This is a genomic window from Priestia sp. VA7, from assembly GCF_055710015.1.
The window spans coordinates 547,311-567,039 of record NZ_JBVQPN010000001.1 but is presented as its reverse complement, the minus strand read 5'-3'; the positions used below and the strand labels follow the sequence as shown (position 1 = coordinate 567,039).

At 39.0% G+C, this 19,729-nt stretch carries 21 protein-coding genes; all 21 read right to left on the bottom strand.

Translation table 11 applies throughout. From position 1 onward, the window contains the following. Positions 1 to 3 precede the first annotated feature (3 nt). A complete protein-coding gene (hisC, locus tag AC0C45_RS03025; RefSeq protein WP_257061289.1) occupies positions 4 to 1,107 on the bottom strand; it encodes a histidinol-phosphate transaminase in 1,104 nt (367 codons plus the stop codon). A 4-nt stretch (positions 1,108 to 1,111) separates the two neighbouring features. Then, on the bottom strand, positions 1,112 to 1,927 hold the full coding sequence (gene trpA / locus AC0C45_RS03020) for a tryptophan synthase subunit alpha (protein ID WP_013084883.1): 816 nt from the start codon (positions 1,925 to 1,927) through the stop codon (positions 1,112 to 1,114). After that, positions 1,914 to 3,128 (bottom strand): tryptophan synthase subunit beta, encoded by a 1,215-nt coding sequence (trpB, locus tag AC0C45_RS03015; protein ID WP_013059002.1) that lies wholly within the window; start codon positions 3,126 to 3,128, stop codon positions 1,914 to 1,916. Before trpB ends, trpA begins: the two co-directional genes overlap by 14 nt. After that, positions 3,125 to 3,751: a phosphoribosylanthranilate isomerase gene (locus AC0C45_RS03010; protein WP_016765467.1), complete on the bottom strand. Its 627-nt coding sequence runs from the start codon at positions 3,749 to 3,751 to the stop codon at positions 3,125 to 3,127. The genes trpB and AC0C45_RS03010 overlap by 4 nt, the downstream gene beginning before the upstream one ends. Then, positions 3,741 to 4,508 (bottom strand): indole-3-glycerol phosphate synthase TrpC, encoded by a 768-nt coding sequence (trpC, locus tag AC0C45_RS03005; protein WP_016765468.1) that lies wholly within the window; start codon positions 4,506 to 4,508, stop codon positions 3,741 to 3,743. The genes AC0C45_RS03010 and trpC overlap by 11 nt, the downstream gene beginning before the upstream one ends. Further along, positions 4,498 to 5,523: an anthranilate phosphoribosyltransferase gene (gene trpD, locus AC0C45_RS03000; protein ID WP_034649083.1), complete on the bottom strand. Its 1,026-nt coding sequence runs from the start codon at positions 5,521 to 5,523 to the stop codon at positions 4,498 to 4,500. The genes trpC and trpD overlap by 11 nt, the downstream gene beginning before the upstream one ends. Further along, complete coding sequence (gene trpE, locus AC0C45_RS02995; RefSeq protein ID WP_016765469.1) at positions 5,516 to 7,030, bottom strand: anthranilate synthase component I; 1,515 nt, start codon at positions 7,028 to 7,030, stop codon at positions 5,516 to 5,518. Before trpE ends, trpD begins: the two co-directional genes overlap by 8 nt. 283 nt (positions 7,031 to 7,313) lie before the next feature. Then, positions 7,314 to 8,396: a 3-dehydroquinate synthase gene (gene aroB, locus AC0C45_RS02990; protein WP_034649081.1), complete on the bottom strand. Its 1,083-nt coding sequence runs from the start codon at positions 8,394 to 8,396 to the stop codon at positions 7,314 to 7,316. After that, positions 8,396 to 9,568: a chorismate synthase gene (gene aroC, locus AC0C45_RS02985; protein ID WP_013059008.1), complete on the bottom strand. Its 1,173-nt coding sequence runs from the start codon at positions 9,566 to 9,568 to the stop codon at positions 8,396 to 8,398. The genes aroB and aroC overlap by 1 nt, the downstream gene beginning before the upstream one ends. 134 nt (positions 9,569 to 9,702) lie before the next feature. After that, positions 9,703 to 10,485, bottom strand: coding sequence for a CheR family methyltransferase (locus AC0C45_RS02980; protein ID WP_237892930.1), 783 nt, complete (start codon positions 10,483 to 10,485; stop codon positions 9,703 to 9,705). A 211-nt stretch (positions 10,486 to 10,696) separates the two neighbouring features. Then, positions 10,697 to 11,146, bottom strand: a complete 450-nt coding sequence (ndk, locus tag AC0C45_RS02975; protein ID WP_013059010.1) for a nucleoside-diphosphate kinase — start codon at positions 11,144 to 11,146, stop codon at positions 10,697 to 10,699. 115 nt (positions 11,147 to 11,261) lie between these two features. Further along, the gene (gene hepT / locus AC0C45_RS02970; protein ID WP_013084891.1) at positions 11,262 to 12,227 is read right to left on the bottom strand and encodes a heptaprenyl diphosphate synthase component II; all 966 of its coding nucleotides are present in this window, start codon (positions 12,225 to 12,227) and stop codon (positions 11,262 to 11,264) included. Positions 12,228 to 12,308: 81 nt separating this feature from the next. Further along, a complete protein-coding gene (locus tag AC0C45_RS02965) occupies positions 12,309 to 13,013 on the bottom strand; it encodes a demethylmenaquinone methyltransferase (protein ID WP_013059012.1) in 705 nt (234 codons plus the stop codon). A gap of 4 nt (positions 13,014 to 13,017) precedes the next feature. Then, complete coding sequence (locus tag AC0C45_RS02960) at positions 13,018 to 13,812, bottom strand: heptaprenyl diphosphate synthase component 1 (protein ID WP_026106690.1); 795 nt, start codon at positions 13,810 to 13,812, stop codon at positions 13,018 to 13,020. Between the two features lie 278 nt (positions 13,813 to 14,090). Beyond that, positions 14,091 to 14,321 (bottom strand): trp RNA-binding attenuation protein MtrB, encoded by a 231-nt coding sequence (gene mtrB, locus AC0C45_RS02955; RefSeq protein WP_013059014.1) that lies wholly within the window; start codon positions 14,319 to 14,321, stop codon positions 14,091 to 14,093. Between the two features lie 25 nt (positions 14,322 to 14,346). Further along, positions 14,347 to 14,913 carry a GTP cyclohydrolase I FolE gene (folE, locus tag AC0C45_RS02950; RefSeq protein WP_013059015.1) on the bottom strand — a complete coding sequence of 189 codons (567 nt, stop codon included), beginning with the start codon at positions 14,911 to 14,913 and terminating at the stop codon, positions 14,347 to 14,349. A gap of 148 nt (positions 14,914 to 15,061) precedes the next feature. Continuing rightward, positions 15,062 to 15,334: an HU family DNA-binding protein gene (locus AC0C45_RS02945; protein ID WP_013059016.1), complete on the bottom strand. Its 273-nt coding sequence runs from the start codon at positions 15,332 to 15,334 to the stop codon at positions 15,062 to 15,064. 373 nt (positions 15,335 to 15,707) lie between these two features. Then, on the bottom strand, positions 15,708 to 17,186 hold the full coding sequence (gene spoIVA, locus AC0C45_RS02940) for a stage IV sporulation protein A (protein WP_013059017.1): 1,479 nt from the start codon (positions 17,184 to 17,186) through the stop codon (positions 15,708 to 15,710). A gap of 229 nt (positions 17,187 to 17,415) precedes the next feature. Further along, positions 17,416 to 18,138 (bottom strand): hypothetical protein, encoded by a 723-nt coding sequence (locus AC0C45_RS02935; RefSeq protein WP_047930814.1) that lies wholly within the window; start codon positions 18,136 to 18,138, stop codon positions 17,416 to 17,418. Between the two features lie 24 nt (positions 18,139 to 18,162). Then, positions 18,163 to 18,366: a DUF2768 domain-containing protein gene (locus AC0C45_RS02930; protein ID WP_047930815.1), complete on the bottom strand. Its 204-nt coding sequence runs from the start codon at positions 18,364 to 18,366 to the stop codon at positions 18,163 to 18,165. Positions 18,367 to 18,681: 315 nt separating this feature from the next. Then, positions 18,682 to 19,713: an NAD(P)H-dependent glycerol-3-phosphate dehydrogenase gene (locus tag AC0C45_RS02925; RefSeq protein WP_013084894.1), complete on the bottom strand. Its 1,032-nt coding sequence runs from the start codon at positions 19,711 to 19,713 to the stop codon at positions 18,682 to 18,684. Between the last annotated feature and the right edge of the window lie 16 nt (positions 19,714 to 19,729).

The window sequence follows — 19,729 nt, the reverse complement described above, 5'->3', positions numbered from 1 at the left end:
GTATTAAGCTTTCGCTGCTGCTTGGTTAACAAACTGCTGAAGCAATTCAATAATTTGTTCATTTTGTTCTTTTGTTCCCACTGTAATACGAACGGAAGTTGGGAAGCCTAATGCATTCCCTGAACGAACAATAAATCCGCGTTGCAATAAAAATTGAAACACTTCATCGCCTTGACGGCCAAAATCGATTAGAACAAAATTAGTGAAAGACGGATAATAGTTTAAGCCATTCTTATCACAGAAAGCATAGTATTGCTGCAAACCTTCTTCATTTTTCTTTTTACACTCTTCAATGAACGCTTGGTCTTCAAGAGCAACGATTGCTGCTTTTTGAGCCATGCGGCTTGTATTAAAAGGTTCACGAGCCGGCTCAATTTTTTGTAGCAATGATTCGTTTGCAATACCGTAACCAATGCGCAAAGAAGCTAAGCCGTATGCTTTTGAAAATGTGCGAAGTACAATTAAGTTTTCGTATTCATTCAAAAACTCTACCGTATCCGGATAGTCGGCTTGATCTGCTGCATACTCAAAATAGGCTTCATCCATAACGATTAATGTATGCTTAGGAACTTGTTTCATAAAAGAAATTAACTCATCGCCCTTCACATACGTTCCCGTTGGATTATTAGGACTGCATACCCACACAATTGTCGTATTTTCATCAATTGCACGAAGCATAGCATGTAAATCATGATCTCCGCCGCGCAGCGGTACTTCACGAATTTCTGCGCCTTCAATTACGGCATTGTGCTTATATTGAGGAAATGACGGCGTCGGCATGACAGTATTGGTATCAGCCGATAGCAAAGCTCGGCAAATAATTTGAATGACTTCATCAGACCCATTTCCAAAAATCAGCTGATCTTGCACTACGCCTACGTGCTTTGCTACTGCTGCACGCAGTTCAGCTGCATAGCCGTCTGGATAAAGCGCCATATTTTCGATTTCTGCAGCAATCGCCTCTTTTACTAAAGCAGAACTGCCGTAAGGATTTTCATTAGACGCTAATTTTACAACGCGATCTAAATTAAATTCACGCTTTACTTCTTCAATTGGCTTACCTGGTTTATATGGAGATAAAGTTAGTAATTGTTCTTTTACCTTCAACGTGTTACACCTCGCATTTTTGTATAGGCGAAACGATGGATGCAACATACTCCTCAATTTGATTTAATCCGTCTCGGCGTGTATCCTTATTTAAAAGAACTTGTTCAAGCTGGCCAATTTTATTAACAATTGCACTTCCAATTACAATGCCGTCGCTATGTTCTTTTAATACCTCTACTTGTTCACTTGTTGAAATCCCAAAACCGACGGCAACCGGTATAGAAGCTGCTGCTTTCACATCTTCTAAAAAGGTGCCAATATCAGCTGGCAACGTAGAGCGAACCCCAGTAACGCCTAAAGACGACACGCAATATAAGAAGCCCGTTGCATCTGCAGCGATTTTTTGGATACGCTCTTTAGATGTAGGAGCAACCATTGAAATGTAGGCAACTTCATTTTCAGCGGCAAGCTCTCGGATACGGCCACTCTCTTCGTACGGTAAATCCGGAATTAGCACTCCATCTATTTCATTTTCTCGCATTAACGCGAAAAAGGATTCTAAACCTAATTGTAACACAGGATTAAAATAGGTAAAGAGAATTACCGGTATTTTCACACCTTTTTTTCTCATCACCGATACAAGCTTAATGGCTTTTGAAATAGACATGCCGCCAGATAAAGCTCTTTTAGACGCCTCTTGAATAATTGGACCATCTGCTAAAGGGTCAGAATATGGTACGCCCAGCTCTAAAATAGAAGCACCTTGCTTTTGCAAAGACAAAGCAATTTCCACCGTTGCATCTTCATGAGGATCTCCTGCCGTAATAAATGGAATAAACAATGTTTCATGTTTAGGTAGTCTCGCTTCAAACGTATTCATGTTCTTCTTCCTTCCCTTCTAGCAAGTTTACTAATGTATGAACGTCCTTATCTCCTCGACCTGACAAGCAAATTAAAATGGTTTCTTCTTTCGTCATGCTTTTGGCCAGTTCAAATGCTTTTGCCAACGCATGGGCGGACTCAATAGCCGGGATGATTCCCTCTGTTTTCGCCAGCAGCTGAAGAGCTTCGATTGACTCATCATCCGTTACACTTTCATATTCTACTCGTCCAATAGATGAAAGGTGAGAATGCTCTGGACCGATACCTGGATAATCCAAACCTGCTGAAATAGAATAAGGCTCTGTAATCTGACCATTTTCATCTTGAAGTAAATACGTGAGCGTTCCGTGAATAACACCTTTTGTGCCTTTAGCCATTTTAGCAGCATGGAGGGCTGTATTTAGTCCTTTCCCTCCTGCTTCTACGCCGATCAAGCGTACATTTTCTTCTTTAATAAAATCATAAAACATTCCGATTGCATTACTGCCGCCTCCGACGCATGCCACGACAGCATTCGGAAGTTTGCCTTCTACCGCTGTAAACTGTTCTTTTGCTTCTTCTCCAATAATTTTTTGGAAATCTCGAACCATTTTAGGATAAGGGTGCGGTCCAATGGCCGAACCAATTAAGTAAAAATGATCTTCGCAATGTTGAACCCAGTAGCGGATTGCTTCATTTGTTGCATCTTTTAGCGTTTTTGTCCCAGAAGTTGCAGGAATGACTTCCGCTCCTAGAAGCTTCATGCGAAAGACGTTCAACGCCTGACGTTCAATATCTTCTTCTCCCATGAATACTTTACATTCCATTCCGAACTTTGCAGCTACTGTAGCTGTGGCTACCCCGTGCTGACCCGCTCCTGTTTCAGCAATAATTTTTGTTTTTCCCATACGTTTAGCAAGTAAAATCTGTCCAATGGCATTATTGATTTTGTGAGCACCCGTATGATTTAAGTCTTCACGTTTCAAATAAATTTTTGCCCCGCCGAGCGTTTCGGTAATATTATCAGCATATGTTAAAGCTGTTGGTCGCCCAGAGTAGTTAACAAGTAAGGATAGATACTCATCTTTAAATGCCGGATCTTTCATTGCTTGATTCAAAGCTGCTTCTACTTCTTCAAGTGGCTTCATTAATGTTTCAGGTACGTATTTTCCGCCAAATTCACCAAAGCGGCCAAATTCATCAGGATGATTGTATGTCATAGTATGATCTTCCTTTCAATCTCTATAATTTTTGTATAGTCCTTCGTTCCATTTGTTTCAATACCGCCAGAAATATCAATCGCCCCAGGCTTGTAGGGTAACAAGTTCTCAATGTTACAAGCATTGATTCCTCCAGCAATAAAGCATTTTTTACCTAACCTTTGGGCAGCTGATTCATACTGAGGAACGAAACTCCAATCAAAAGCGACGCCCGTTCCTCCAAATTGTTCTTTAACCTTGCTATCAATTACATACCCGTCAGCCTTTTCATATACATGCATTTGCTGCACCGTTTCTTTATTGTGAGGGAGCGCTTTCCATACTTCATATCCACGCTGCTTTAACCGACGTACGTCCGCAGCTGTTTCTTGCCCGTGGCACTGAATTACATCTAAATTTGTTACGGAGGCAATTTCAAGTATTTGATCTACCGGTGTATTAACAAATACCCCTACTAGCGAGACTTGTTTTTTTATTTCATCCGTTACAAACTCATTTACTCGTTCAGGCTTTACATATCGTTTACTTCTAGGATAGAAAATAAAGCCAATGTGAGTAGCAGCCGACTTTTCGATTAAAGCTATATCTTGTTTTGATCGAATACCACAGTACTTAATGAGCATATTCACTTTCCCCAAACAGCTTTTCAATCGCTTTGGTTTGATTATCCTGTCTCATAAGCGATTCCCCTACTAAAATAGCTTTTGCTCCCGCTTCTTTTACGTAGGAAACATCATCGTATAAGTAAATTCCGCTTTCACTCACTAGCAGCTGATTTTTCGGAACATGCTTGGCTATTTCTTTGGTCTGTTGCACGCTGGTTTCAAACGTGTGAAGATTTCGATTATTAATACCAATAATCTTCGGGGTAAATACAGCTAGCAGCTTTTCAAGCGTTTCTAGAGAATGCACTTCTACTAAACAATCTAACTCTTTTTCAGCAGCTTGAAGATAAAGCTCTTGCAATTTTAATGGTTCAAGTACTTCTCCAATGAGTAAAATAGCATCAGCACCGATTCTTGCACTTTCTTCCACTTGAATGGAATCAATGATGAAATCCTTGCGAAGCACAGGGATAGAGACATGCTGTTTAATGTCACTTAAAAACGTTCGGTTTCCTTGAAAATAGTGCTGATCTGTTAACACAGACAAAGCATCTGCTTTCCCTTTCTCGTAGGCTTTAGCAATTTCCACAGGCTGAAAATTCTCTTTTATTAATCCTTTGGAAGGAGAAGCTTTTTTCACTTCTGCAATAAGAGCCAGCTCTCGATTCGGATTTGATAAAGCGTCTAAGAATGATCGTTTTGCAACATTTTGCTGTTCGGGTAACTGTAAGTTTTGAATTTCTTCTTTTTTTGTTTCAATAATTTTATTGAGCATGTTCAACCACCTTTTTCGATTTCAATCGTTGTAATTGTGTGTATGCAGCACCTGATTCAATTGTTTCTAAAGCTACAGCTACTCCTTCTTCAAAAGTAGAAACGTTTCCGCTAACGTAAATAGCTGCAGCAGAGTTTAATACGACTGCGTTTTTAGCAGTTACATTGCTTTTATTTAAAAATAGCGATTCAATAAGCTCGGCACTCGATTTCGCATCTTCTACCACTAAGTCTTCAAGCTTCCCTCTCTGTAAGTGTACATCCTCTGGTGCAAGCGTATATTCTGTAATGACATTGCCCTGTACTTCTACAACATCCGTTACAGCCGTGGCACTGATTTCATCTAAACCGTCTCTGCCCGCAACCAGAAGGACGTGGTTAGCTCCCAGTACAACAAGCGCTTCTGCTAATTTTCGTGCAAGCTCAATGGAATAAACGCCAATTACTTGCTTTGTGCAGTTAGTAGGGTTTGCTAATGGACCTAATGCATTAAAAACCGTTCTAAATCCTAATTCCTTTCGAGTAGCAGCAACGTGTTTCATAGCAGGGTGATAAAGCGGCGCAAATAAAAAGGACATATTGAGGTCAGCCACCGCATTTTTCACTTCTTTTTCATTTCCTTGAATCCATATATCCAGATGTTCTAACACGTCGGCGCTTCCGCTTTTAGAAGATACGGCTCGATTCCCATGTTTCGCAACCTTTACTCCCGCAGCAGATGCCACAATTGCACTAGCCGTTGAGATATTAAACGTAGAGGCCCCGTCTCCTCCGGTACCGCATGTATCTACTACGTTTAATTCTTCTAGAGAAATAGCATTCATATTATTTTTCATACCTCGGACAAAACCAACAATTTCATCGACGGTTTCTCCTCGGTACGTTAAGATGGTTAGTACGCTAGCAATTTGAGCTGCCGGGACTTTACCGTTCATAATATCATTCATAATTTTTTCTGCTTCTTCCGCTGAAAGTGACTCACCGCGCAAACACTTTTTTAACAATTCTTTAAACATATACATCCTCCTTTTTATCGTAGATGTCTTGGGCTAATTGAATTGTTTTGATTAAAGCGCTAGCTTTATTGCGGGTTTCTTTCCACTCAAGCTCCGGTTTTGAGTCAGCAACCACTCCTGCTCCAGCCTGGATATAAGCGGTCTGATCTTTCAAAAGAATGGTCCGAATCGCAATGCACGAATCAATGTTTCCATCAAATCCGAGATATGCTACGGTTCCAGCATATACATTTCGCGCCACTGGTTCAATTTCATTTAAGATTTGCATCGCTCGCACTTTTGGAGCGCCAGATACGGTACCCGCTGGAAATGCAGAAAGCAGCGCATCAATGGGATGTACTTTTTCGTCAAGGCGCCCTGTCACTTTAGAAATCAAGTGCATGACGTGCGAAAAGTTAACCTGCTGCATTAATACTGGTGTTTGGACACTTCCATACTGTGCAACTCGGCCGATGTCATTTCTTGCTAAGTCCACGAGCATATAGTGTTCTGCCCGCTCTTTTTCATCGTTAATTAAGTCTTCGTATAAGCGCGCATCTTCTTCTGCATCCCTGCCACGTCTTCTCGTTCCTGCAATCGGATGAATTTCTAAATGGCCGTTTTCAATTTGAATCAACCGCTCAGGAGAACTTCCAATTAGCTCCACGCCTTTTACTTTCACGTAAAATAAATAAGGAGAGGGATTAACTAATCGCAATACTCTGTAAATATCAAATCCAGCTACGGTCGTATCAATTTGAAATCTCTGCGACAATACGGCTTGAAAAACATCTCCGCTTTTAATGTATTCCTTAATTTTTTCCACATCTTGCACAAATTTATCTTTTTGGTATGACGATGTCACGCCTTCAAAGCTAACTTCGCGCTGCTCGCTTTCAAACATCATTGGCTTTTCTTTCACCGTCTGCGCTATTCTTTCAACATATCTATTGATCTCTGCTAGAGCTTCACGGTATTTTTCTTTTTTCTGCTGCTCTTTGTCTTGCTCATTAAGCTGAATGTAGTGAATCACCATAAGCTCTTTTGTTTGATGATTGTACGCAAGCATCGTTTGACAATAGATAAAGTGAAAAGTAGGCATGTTCAAATCATTTTGGGCATGTACGTTCACTTTTTCAATTTGCGATACGGCGTCGTAGCTGATAAACCCTACTGCTCCTCCTTTAAAAGGAAGTGCAAGGTCTGGTACTTTCACTTTCAGCTCTTGCTGAATTTTACAAAACACCTCTTTAAAGCTGTCTCCTTGCAGCATAGGCTGAAGCTGCTTGTTTTTTGCTAGATAGCTTCCGTTTTCTTCCTCAACATACAAAAATGGATTTAAGCCAATAAAAGAATAATTGGACCATGGTGATGATTCATCATTACTTTCAAGCAAATATACGGCTTCATCTTTTACTTGTTGAAAAAGATCAACAGGTGTCATGCTATCGATAAATATTTTTTTTATAATTGGAATGGTTAAATACTCTGTAGAGTCTTCTAAAAAAGAAGTATACGTGTTCGTCATATCTTTCAATCCTCCATTTCATGGAGAATGAGAATAGATGAGGTTATATAAAAGAGGATATAATAAATAAACCCAAAGACACATCAAAAATGGGCCTTTGGGTATACGAATGGTAAAATTCACTCAACTAAACTCTGCTCAACTGTCTCATTCTCGTCTACCCTAATCTCAACTAAACTGTCTATTGTTTTCTCATAACTAAAATCTCTAAACTAACTTGTTACCAATTGTAGTACGTTTCAAATTCATTTGTCAACTACTATCTACTTGACTTTAGACGAAACTAAGCTTTAAGCTCTTCATTCAGCAGTTTAAGAATCACTTCATCTTCTACTTGTTGAACAAAAGGTTTGCCTATGCCTTCAAGCAGTACCATGTGAACATTGCTTGATTTAGACTTCTTGTCCGCTTTCATTCTTACAAGCAGTTTTTCAGCTGAAAGATGGTTTGGGACAGACGTCTTGTAGCCAAATTTTTCAAACCATTTCGCAATGTCGTCCACAGAGAACTGACTTTTTTCAAGAACATTGCTGACTTTCATAGCAAACAGCATACCAATCGCTACGCCTTCTCCGTGACTGATTTTTCCATAGCCGCACTCCGCTTCGATCGCATGCCCTAGCGTATGTCCAAAGTTCAGATGAGCGCGAACGCCAGCTTCTGTCTCATCTTCTTTTACAACAGATGCTTTGACTAAAATACCGTTTTGAATAGCATAAATTAATTTTTCATCTTTTAAATCAGTCAGCGATTGTATATTTTGCTGAAGCCATTTATAAAATTCTTCATCGTGAATAAAAGCGTGTTTAATCACTTCTGCAAAACCGGAACGCCACTCTCTTTCGGGAAGCGTTTTAAGAAGATCAATATCATAAACAACCGCTTCAGGCTGATAAAAAGCACCAATCATATTTTTTCCAAGCTCATGATTAATGGCTACTTTACCGCCTACAGCACTATCGTGAGCAAGAAGCGTCGTTGGCACTTGAATAAAAGAAATTCCTCTCATATAAGTAGCGGCTACAAATCCAGCTAAATCGCCTACTACCCCTCCGCCAAAAGCAATAACGAGCGCATTGCGGTCAAGCTGCTGTTCGAGCGCAAATGTCTGACAATCGTAGTAATGTTGAAATGACTTTGCATGTTCACCGCTTGGCACTACGTATTTAGCCACTTTAAACTTTGTATCGATCGCTTTTACAACCGCTTCTCCATAATATGAATCTACAGCTGAATCGGTGATGATTAACACGGACGACAGATTAGGTTTTACACTCTCGATAATAGAAGGCAGCTTTTCAATTAATCCATTTCCTAAATAAAGAGGATATGTTTTGGATAAAGTTTGAATATCAATTTGCAACATTAAAACTCCCTCGCATGTGCACGCATTTTCTCAATATTTTCAGCAATTAAATCAATTCGGTCTTGTCCAAACTGTTCGATTAGCGCATCAGCCAATTCCCAAGCTACAACGGCTTCTGCTACAACGCTTGCCGCCGGCACAGCGCAGCTGTCTGAACGTTCGATGCTTGCCTCGAAGGCTTCTTTTGTTTCAATATCAACACTTTTTAACGGCTTGTAAAGCGTTGGAATAGGCTTCATTACTCCGCGTACTACAATTGGCATACCTGTTGTCATGCCGCCTTCAAAGCCGCCTAAGTTGTTTGTTTTACGGGTATACCCGTTCTTTTCATCCCATAGAATTTCGTCATGAACTTCGCTTCCTGGTCTGCGAGCCGCTTCAAATCCAATCCCAAACTCAACGCCTTTAAATGCATTAATGCTCATAACAGCTGCAGCAATCTTCGCATCTAATTTACGATCGTAATGAACATAGCTGCCTACTCCTGCTGGCACGCCTTCAATAATAACTTCTACTACGCCTCCGATAGAATCGCCATTTTTCTTAGCATCATCGATTGCTTGCATCATGTCTTTCTCAACAGCTGAGTCAAAACATCTTACTGGAGAAGCTTCAGTGACTTCTTGAAGTTCCTCTAAGCTTTTGTATTGAGGCGGATTTGCCTGTACGCCGCCAATTTCTAATACATGTCCAGCTACAGAAATCCCGAACTGAGCAAGGATTTGACGAGCGACAGCACCTGCTGCTACCCTTACAGTTGTTTCGCGAGCTGAAGAACGTTCTAATACATTTCTCATATCGCGATGACCATATTTAATAGCGCCGTTTAAATCGGCATGCCCTGGTCTTGGTCTTGAGATTTTACGCTTTACTTCTTCTGATTCTTCTTCAGAAATTGGCTCGATGCCCATAATTTTTGTCCAGTGTTTCCAGTCGTTATTTTCTACCGCTAACGTAATAGGAGATCCTAGCGTATAGCCGTGGCGGACACCGCTTAAAATTTCCGCTTGATCTTTTTCAATTTGCATACGTCTTCCGCGACCATGACCTTTTTGTCTTCGCGCTAAATCTGTATTGATGTCTTCGGCTGTTAAAGGAAGCCCGGCGGGAACACCCTCTAAAATAGTAGTCAATTGTGGACCATGTGATTCTCCTGCTGTTAAATATCGCATAATCGTACCTCCGCTTAATATGTATTATTCGTCAGAATTTTTCCATTTTTAAATATGACTATACCATACTATAACATAAGAATGTACAAAAAGTTTCACCTCAGCTTTTAAGAAACCGCTTCAGGTTGTCTCGATTAAATGGTCTTTACTTTTCTGTAAAAAAACGTATCAGCCGTTTCAAATCCATACTTTTGCGGAGTAAAAACCTGCTCTGTGCTACCTACAAATAAGATGCCGCCAGGTGCTAAAGCTCTGCTAAATTTTTCATATAAAGCATGCTTTGCTTCATCTGTAAAATAAATAAGCACATTTCGACAAACAATCAAGTCAACGTTTTTTGGAAAAGAGTCTGACAGTAAGTTATGTTTCTGAAAAACAACTGTTTTTTTGATTTTTTCATCTAATAAGTACCCGGTTCCTCTTTTTTGAAAGTACTTATTTTTCATCGAAACAGGCATCTCCTGAAGTGAACGTTCATCATAAAAGCCTATTTTTGCTTTTTCTATCACTTTTTCATCCAAATCAGTCGCTAATATAGAAATACGCGAAAGAGGAAACAATGTTGATAAAACCATCGCTAGTGTATATGGCTCTTCCCCTGTTGAACAGGCAGCGCTCCACACTTTCAGGTCTGTTTTTCCTTTTACAAGAGCCGGTAAAATTTTTTGCTCCAATATATCCCACCGCTGATAGTTACGATAAAACTCTGAAACGTTAATCGTCATCCGATCTAAAAACTCCTCAAGCAGTTCGCTGTTACTGCTCATCGCTCGATAATATTCAAAAAAACTAGAAAAACCTTTTTTTTCATAAAGGGAGGTGAGGCGGCGTTTCATTTGAGACTGCTTATATAGTGATAAATCAATGCCTGTTTTTATTTTTATTTTCTCCACAAACGCGTCGTATTCGTCTATCATTTTCGACTCTCCTTTCTCATTTCTATACGTTTATGTTAGACGTATAAGGAAATAAAACCTTTATATACGCTTATCTTCTTAATTAATATATCGGAATACATTGTGAAAATGTTTATGTAGAGAGATATTCGCAATCAATAGCCTAGGACCTATGTATAAACACAATAAAAAAGACGAATGAAAATTCATTCGTCTCCTTGCGCTATCTAAATTAGTAAATCCAAGCGTCTGCGTCTTTTTTATAGAAAGTCAGCTCTTCACTTTCAAAGAATAAGCTGATTTCACGCTCCGCACTTTCTGGTGAATCTGAGCCGTGAATAATATTCTTATCAACAATCAGTCCATAATCACCTCGAATAGTTCCAGGAAGCGCTTCTTGAGGGTTAGTTTTCCCCACCATTTGACGTGATACTGAAATCACGTTTTCACCTTCCCATACCATAGCAAAAACTGGACCTGATGTGATAAATTTCACTAACTCACCGAAGAAAGGTTTCTCTTTATGTTCACCGTAGTGTGTTTCAGCTAATTCCTGCGAAATATGCATAAGCTTAGCTCCGACTAATTGAAAACCTTTTTTCTCAAAGCGAGAAATAACCTCACCAATAATGCTTCTTTGTACCCCGTCTGGTTTGACCATTAAAAACGTTTTTTGTATCATTTTACTCTCCACCCCTGAAGTTCATGATATGTAAACAAGTTTTGAAAGCGCAATCACACCTCATGAAGATATTAACATTGTTTCGAGCAGTTTACAACTTATGAAAGTAAATAAATCAAAATTTCCGTTTTCCAATGTACTTCGCAATTTGATGCAGCGTTTTTTTCGCCTTGTTTGGCGGCAGTTCTTCTAAAATACTCATCGCTTTTTGCAGATAACGATCGCTCATCTCAAATGAACGTTCAATGGCGTTAGAAGATTTAATATCAGAAATAATTTCATTGATCAGCTCTTGCTCATATTCCCTCTCGAAAAGCTGTTCTACTTTATCTCGAAACTCAGCATTTTCAATGGCATACAAAACTGGCAGCGTAATATTTCCTTGCAGTAAGTCGCTGCCAACTGGTTTCCCAAGCTGTTCTTCTGATGAGATAAAATCTAAAATGTCATCGGTAATTTGAAATGACATTCCCACGTAATATCCAAACCAAAATAAACGTTTATGTATATCTTCAGGAGCTCCCGCTGCAATTGCACCTAACTGACAGCTTGCAGCAATTAGCAGTGCCGTTTTACGTTTAATTCTACGCAGATACACGCGTAAGTTTTGGTTTAGATTGTATTTGTCCTTAATCTGTTCAATTTCACCGAGCGTTAATTCCACCATCGTATTAGATAAAATTTTATGTGCTTCCACATCTTTAACCTCACTCATAACTTCAAGCGCACGAGCAAAGATGTAATCCCCTGTATACATAGCAATACGATTGTCCCATTTTGCCTTAATTGTTGGTTTTCCGCGTCGCTTATCAGCGTCATCAATAACATCATCATGAACAAGAGACGCCATATGAATCAGCTCAAGCGCTACTGCCACGTGTTTGATTTGGTCGATGTTGTAATGCCCAAATTTAGCTGCCAACAAAACAAATACAGGGCGAATTCGTTTCCCCCCTGCTTGTAAAAGGTGAAGAGAAGCATCTGTGATAAGTGTTTCATCGGTATGAACAGTTTGTTCAAGTTCTTTCTCAATAAGGGTAATATCCGTATTCAAAAAAGCGTACATCATTTTTAGTTTCATTGGACTCACCTTGCATTATATATTCATTCTTTACTCCTTATCCTACAGGCTGTTGCACCTGTAGGACAAGCTTTTTCTCTTTTATCGTTTGTACCCTAGATGCATCGCTGCTACTCCACCTGTGTAAGATTTCACTTCAACATCTGTCAAACCGGCTTCACGGAACATATCAGCCAATTGCTTTTGACCTGGAAAGTCCCTTGCTGACTCTTGAAGCCATGAATATTCATCATAGCTTTTAGCGACCATCTTTCCAAGCGCAGGCATAATATACTTAAAGTAAAGCAAGTACATTTGTCGGTAGCCGATCATCGTGGGCTGAGACGTTTCAAGGCAAACCACTTTTCCGCCAGGTTTCACGACGCGCTGCATTTCCTTTAAAACTTGAAGGTAATCGGGCACGTTGCGCAGTCCGAATCCAATCGTTACATAGTCAAATGAATTATCTTCAAAAGGAAGTTCCATTGCATTGCCATGTAGTAAGGTAATATTTGAAAAAGGTGAGTTTTTTACTTTCTCTTCACCAATCTTTAGCATATTTTGACTAAAATCCAGGCCAACTGCCTCTCCTGTTTCTCCAACTGCTTCAGCCATAGCTAGCGTCCAATCCGCAGTTCCGCAACAAACATCTAAAGCTTTTGTTCCTTTTTGAACATTCATTCGCTTCATCGTATCTTTGCGCCATGCCTTATGACGCTGAAAACTAATAACAGAATTCATTTGATCATAATTTTTGTATATTTTTTCAAATACGCCATGGACACGCTGTTCTTTTGATTGCTGCATATCTCTATCCTTCTCCTACGACATTTTTCAGCACTTCTAAGCTAGATGTAAGTTCATCTAAGTGCTCTCTTAAAAACTCATTCATCACAAATTCACTTCGTAAGTATCCTCTAACAATGTTTACAGACTGTTGAGTATACGAATAAAGGTATTCTTTTATTTGTTCTTGATTCATACCAATTTGTTTGCAATAGTTTAGCAAGAGAGTAGACTCTTTATGCTGCAATGACTTTAATTGCTTTAATATCCCGTTCAAATACGCTGCATGTTTTAAAAGTTCTTTCCACTCTTCACGTTCAAAATAGTCACATAAGCATCTTACAAACGATGATTCTGCTGCTAAAAAACTATTCATAACGTCGTGTGGATTAGTAGAGCGATTGTTATAAATGTGTATCTTAGCGATATTAATTTCTTTAATAGCAGATGCTATAACTTTCATTAAATTCAGCTGGTTGCTTTGAGCTAAATAGTAATAGTACAGGCCGCTGTAATAATCTCCGGCCAAAACTACCAGCTGCCGCTCATGCAGCTTTCCTTCATTTCCGCTAACATTTTGAGTGGAGACTAGATCGTGGGTATCAAGTGCGGTTTGAACGAGCATCACAGATAGCACAGAGCTGTTCTTTTTTTCTTCTTCCATTGAAAGAGTATCTAAGAACGAACACATGTACAGTAATCTATTTTCATCAATACGCGGATGATGAATATATTTTTTTACATATGGATGACTTAATTCAACATGAAGCTGTTCTTTCATGTTGGCCACAATATCATAGATGGTTTTTACGCTCATCATCCTTGTCTCCCTTTCCATCACTATTTGTTTAAAGTTCTTTTAACTCCAAATCGATAGTGTCAATTATAACATAATTACATTATAAAATATCCTTTAAATTCTTTTGAAGCTTTTTCACGGTTTAAATCATTTAGCTGCTCATCCGCTTGAACACCGTTCATCTACATACCATCTGGATTTCTTAGACAGTAATTTAAGATATTGCTTTTAGTTTCACCATGTTTTTCCTGTTCTTATTCATTTATTTTAAATATAAATAAAAGCAGGAAAATCCCTGCTTATTTTTTCGTATCGGATTCAATTTCTCCGTGAACAGTCTGAATGACGGCTTTGCCACGAATTTTAATTGCGGATGTATGCTCAGTAAACTGCGCAATCATTACTTCGCCTTTATCTAGTTTTTCTGAATGATGAAATCGCGTATCTGCTCCTCGCGTTAAGCCAATTACGTTAACTCCATCTTCGACCGCTTTAATGACAATATACTCCGGCGTTCCTTTTTGTGTCATATTCTCTTCTCCTTCATCATCCACATTATGATTTAATCAGTGATAAAACTTCAGCTCTAGAACTTGCATCGTGTTCTAACACTCCGCGTACAGCAGAAGTGATTGTCATAGCTCCAGGCTTTTTAATGCCTCGCATGGTCATACACATGTGCTCTGCTTCCACTACTACCATTACCCCGTGCGGCTCTAATGTTTCTACAATAGAATCCGCCACTGTAGATGTAATTCTCTCCTGAAGCTGAGGACGTTTCGCAACAGCTTCTACTGCTCTTGCCAGCTTACTTAAACCGGTCACTCGTCCGCCTTTTGGAATATACGCAACATGAGCTTTTCCATAAAAAGGCACTAAGTGATGTTCACACATAGAGTAAAAAGGAATATCTTTTACAAGCACTAGCTCTTCATGATCTTCTCCAAAAACTGTTTTAAAATGTTCTTTTGGATCTTCATTCAACCCGGAAAAGACTTCCTCATACATTTTAGCTACTCGCTTTGGTGTATCTAATAATCCTTCACGGTTTGGATCTTCGCCAATTGCTTCTAAAATTAGTCTCACGGCTTGTTCGATCTGTGGTTTATTTACAGATGACATGTTGTTGCCCTCCAATTCGTTGCATTACGACTTTATGAAAAAAATTCTAGCATATGTATATACCAAAGGCAAAAAAGAAAGGTCGCAAATATGCGACCTTTCAAAGCTCTTCATCAACGGCTATGAATAAAGCCATTTTATGTAGATATTATTTTACAGCATCTTTAAGAGCTTTACCTGGTTTGAATGCAGGAACTTTGCTAGCAGGAATTTCGATTTCTTCGCCAGTTTGTGGATTGCGTCCTTTACGAGCAGCACGTTCACGTACTTCGAAGTTACCAAAACCGATAAGTTGAACTTTGTCCTCAGCTTTTAAAGCTTCTAAAATTGTATCGAAAACAGCATCAACTGCTTTTGTAGCATCCTTTTTTGAAAGCTCACTTGCTTCTGCAACAGCATTAATTAATTCTGTCTTGTTCATGCCATTCACCTCCTCCCAAAATCGGATCATATAATAACTAAAAACCTTGTTAGAAAAGGAATCTAGTAATTCGTTATATCTCATTCTTTAACAAAACAAATGGATATTATACATAACCTATGTATCGACAAGCCTAATCATAAACGATTGAACTAAATAATTCAATGTTTTTCATTCATCTGCCGTATGTATGTAGTGAAAACAGTATGATCGATCGATTTCTGTTAAAAGATTAACATATTGAACAAGGCATAGCAAGCAGAAAATAACGCAGGAATAGGATAACCATGCGATCTATCACAATATATGTAAAGTTTTGTATGATCTATCCAAAAAGAAGAGGCTCCTTTATGAGGAGCCTAACGTTACATGCTTATAGAATAATCGCGATTAAACCTCCGGATCCTTCGTTAATAATCCGTTCTAGCGTTTCTTTTAACTTATATCGTGCATTTTCAGGCATCAGCGACAGCTTTCCTTGAATTCCTTCTCTTACAATTGAACTTAGAGAGCGGCCAAATATATCTGAATTCCAAATTGAAAGCGGATCATCTTCAAAGTCTTGCATCAAATAACGAACTAATTCTTCGCTTTGCTTCTCCGTTCCGATAATCGGCGCAAATTCTGATTCTACATCCACTTTAATCATGTGTATAGAAGGTGCCACTGCTTTTAAACGAACTCCAAAACGCGATCCTTGGCGAATAATTTCAGGTTCATCAAGGCTCATATCCGAAAGCGAAGGTGCAGCTACACCATAACCCGTTTGTTTAACCATACGAAGGGCATCAGAGACTTGATCATACTCGGTTTTTGCATGCACAAAATCTTGCATTAACTGCAGCAAATGATCTCTTCCGCGAATTTCTACTCCCACGATTTCTTTCAAAATCTGGTCGTATAAGTCATCTGGAGCATATAAGTCAATTTCAGCAATTCCCTGCCCCATCTCAATTCCGGCTAATCGAGCCTGATCGATAAACTCAAACTGGCTAAATTGCTCTACTACCCGTTCAACGTCTCTCAGCCTCTTAATATCTTTTACCGTTTCTTTAACGGCTTCTTGATAGCTTTCACGCAGCCAATGTTTATCTTTTAAAACCATTACCCAGCTTGGTAGATTAACGTTGACTTCTAATACAGGGAACTCGTAGAGTGCTTCTCTTAATACGTTCATCACATCAGTATCGCGCATGCTTTCCACGCTCATCGCTAATACTGGAATATCATATTTTTCATTAAGCTTTGCACGAAGCTTTTCTGTATCAGGATGATATGGCTGTACGGTATTAATAACCATGATAAATGGTTTGCCTACTTCTTTTAATTCATTAATGACGCGCTCTTCTGCTTCCACGTAATCTTGACGAGGTATATCTCCAATTGAGCCATCTGTTGTAATGACGACACCAATCGTTGAGTGTTCTTGAATTACCTTTCTCGTTCCAATTTCAGCCGCTTCGTGAAATGGAATGGGTTCTTCATACCAAGGTGTATTGATCATTCGAGGTCCGTTTTCATCTTCGTACCCTTTAGCCCCTGGCACCGTATATCCTACACAATCTACTAACCGTATGTTAACTTCTAGCCCGTCATCTACCAAAACATTAACTGCTTGATTCGGTACGAATTTCGGCTCAGTTGTCATAATCGTTTTTCCAGCTGCACTTTGTGGTAGTTCATCTTGTGTGCGAGCTCTTTCTGCCTCGTTCTCGATGTGAGGCAGGACCACCAGCTCCATAAATTTTTTAATAAATGTAGATTTTCCTGTTCGAACTGCTCCCACCACACCTAAATATATATCGCCTCCTGTACGTTCAGCGATATCTTTAAATACATCCACCTTTTCCAAAAGATCCCCTCCGATCTATGAGTTCATGGAATATGACATCCATTGCGAGAGTAAATTAGGACACTATATAGTTATGACGTTGTCCTATTAAAATATGACTTTTGATAGAAAAATTTATGATTTTTTTCATGCACATGCTGACTTAGTCATTCTGATTATCATTATTGGTGTACAAGAAAGAGAAAACCCCTTCTCTCTGAATATTATTCAAGGAGAAGGGGTTCATGACTTATTTTTTAAAAAATATTGGTTCATTCTTATCGTTAACTGTATAAGGAAGAGAGTAAGCAGGTACAAAATCACTGTTTTCCACAAGGAGCTTTCGTATATCTTCACCAGGTTTGTAGGAGCTTTTATGCTTTTGAATGGCATCATACAAATCAGGACGATAATCTACAAATACATCTCCCTGCCCATTAACAATTAAAGAAAGACTATTCCCTGTATATGGGCTAGTAACGACAGGAGGCTCTTTCATATTCAATTTTTTATAATTAATAGAGAATACGCCGGGAGCGATGACGTCTTTAAACGGTACGTACCCTTTATGATTTTGACGGTATATATTCAAATGTACGTTAACATCTTGAATCGTATCGGCCATCCGTAAGTCTAATAATTTAACCGTGGGCTTTGTTTCTGCATCCACAAGTACGTACGCAAATACCCCTCCGCTTTCATACGAATTTCCAGGTGCGTCTTGCATGTATCTAGGAACAATTTTCGTAAAGTCAATCGGATATTTTTGATAAATCGGCGTGTCCATATCTTTCGTTTTTATTGGCAATAAGCCTCCGCTTTCTTGTTTAAATTGATCAACCGCCGTTTGCACGGAAGCAACTTGATCTTTATAAGGAACTTGATTTTGAGACATTCTTTCCGTCGGGTACAAACAACCGGATAATACAAAAATGGTTAACCCAACAATAGACGTTAGCATGATTTTTTTCATTTTTCTCACCCTACCATATGTACATTAAGCATCTGTCGGCCCGCTGAATACAACAATTACCATAATAAGACCTGCTACAATCATAAGCGCATAGGCAATGAAAGCGAGTACAATTTTACCAATGCGGTTCGTAATTTTATAACGACTAAAGTAAATAGAAAATACCGAAATAAACATAAATACAATGGAGCCCAATGAAATCCACATCTTTAACAAACCTGGCGACAAATTGCATCCACTCCTTTTTTCACCGTTATTATAACATAAGGACTTATAGTTAAGATGGATATTGATAGAACTTTCTAAATTAACTATTTATTTACCTTCCAGTGATTCATGGTCTATAGTAATTACTTTCCTATTAAATTGACAAATTCCTGCTTTTTCACATAAAAAAAATCGAAGCGAAGGGGGCTCTTCGCTTCGATCATAACTAAATATTCCCATACTAACAGTTCTACTCATCTTTATTTACACGTTATTTTATGCAAGTAAATGATTTTGGGTATCACCAATTGCCTATTTTTTCATATTTCTTTGCACTTAATTTAATTTTTCTCCTAAAACATTCGCTAAATCTTCCATTTCATGTGTTTTAGTACGAGACATAAGCGCGTCTACTGCATCCTTTGCCTTCACATCATTAAACAGTACATTATATAAAGCATCAGCAATCGGCATTTTTACGTCATATTTTTGAGATAGCTGGTAAGCTGCTTTCGTGGTGCGTACACCTTCTACAACCATTCCCATATTTTCTAATACTTCGTCTAAATTTTTGCCTTTTCCAAGAAGATTACCAGCGCGCCAATTTCGAGAATGAACGCTTGTACACGTTACAATCAAGTCTCCAATCCCCGTTAAACCTGAGAACGTCAGAGGATTAGCACCAAGCACAGTACCTAAACGAGCGATTTCAGCCAAGCCACGAGTCATAAGAGCGGCCTTCGCATTGTCACCATATCCAAGTCCATCCGTGATACCAGCAGCAAGAGCAATAATATTTTTTAACGCTCCCCCAATTTCCACACCAATCACATCAGGATTTGTATAAACACGGAAGTACTGCTGATTATTAAATAAATCCTGCACTTTTTCTGCTGCTTGTATGTTTGTTGAAGCTGACGTCACAGTTGTCGGCTGCCTTCTACTTACTTCTTCAGCATGACTCGGACCTGATAAGACAACGATGTCTTTTGTATCAATTTCTTGTTGAATCATTTGAGATATACGTAAAAGAGAATCCGGTTCAATCCCTTTACTTACGTGAACAATTGTAAATAGTTCATCGGTAAGGGATTTTAGCTGCTGCAACACTTCACGAATGGCCTTCGTTGGAACAGCTAAAATAAGGGTTTCAACACCTTCTATTGCCTTTTCTAATGACGTAAAACCTTTAATCTGATGAGGAAGCTCTACACCAGGCAAATATTTTTCATTCTTATGCGTCTCGTTGATTTGATCAATGACTTGTTGTCTATGTCCCCAAATGCGAACATCGTGTCCATTTTCCGCCAATACGAAAGCTAATGCAGTTCCCCAGCTTCCTGCTCCTAGTACAGCTATTCTTTCCACGCCGATCACATCCTCT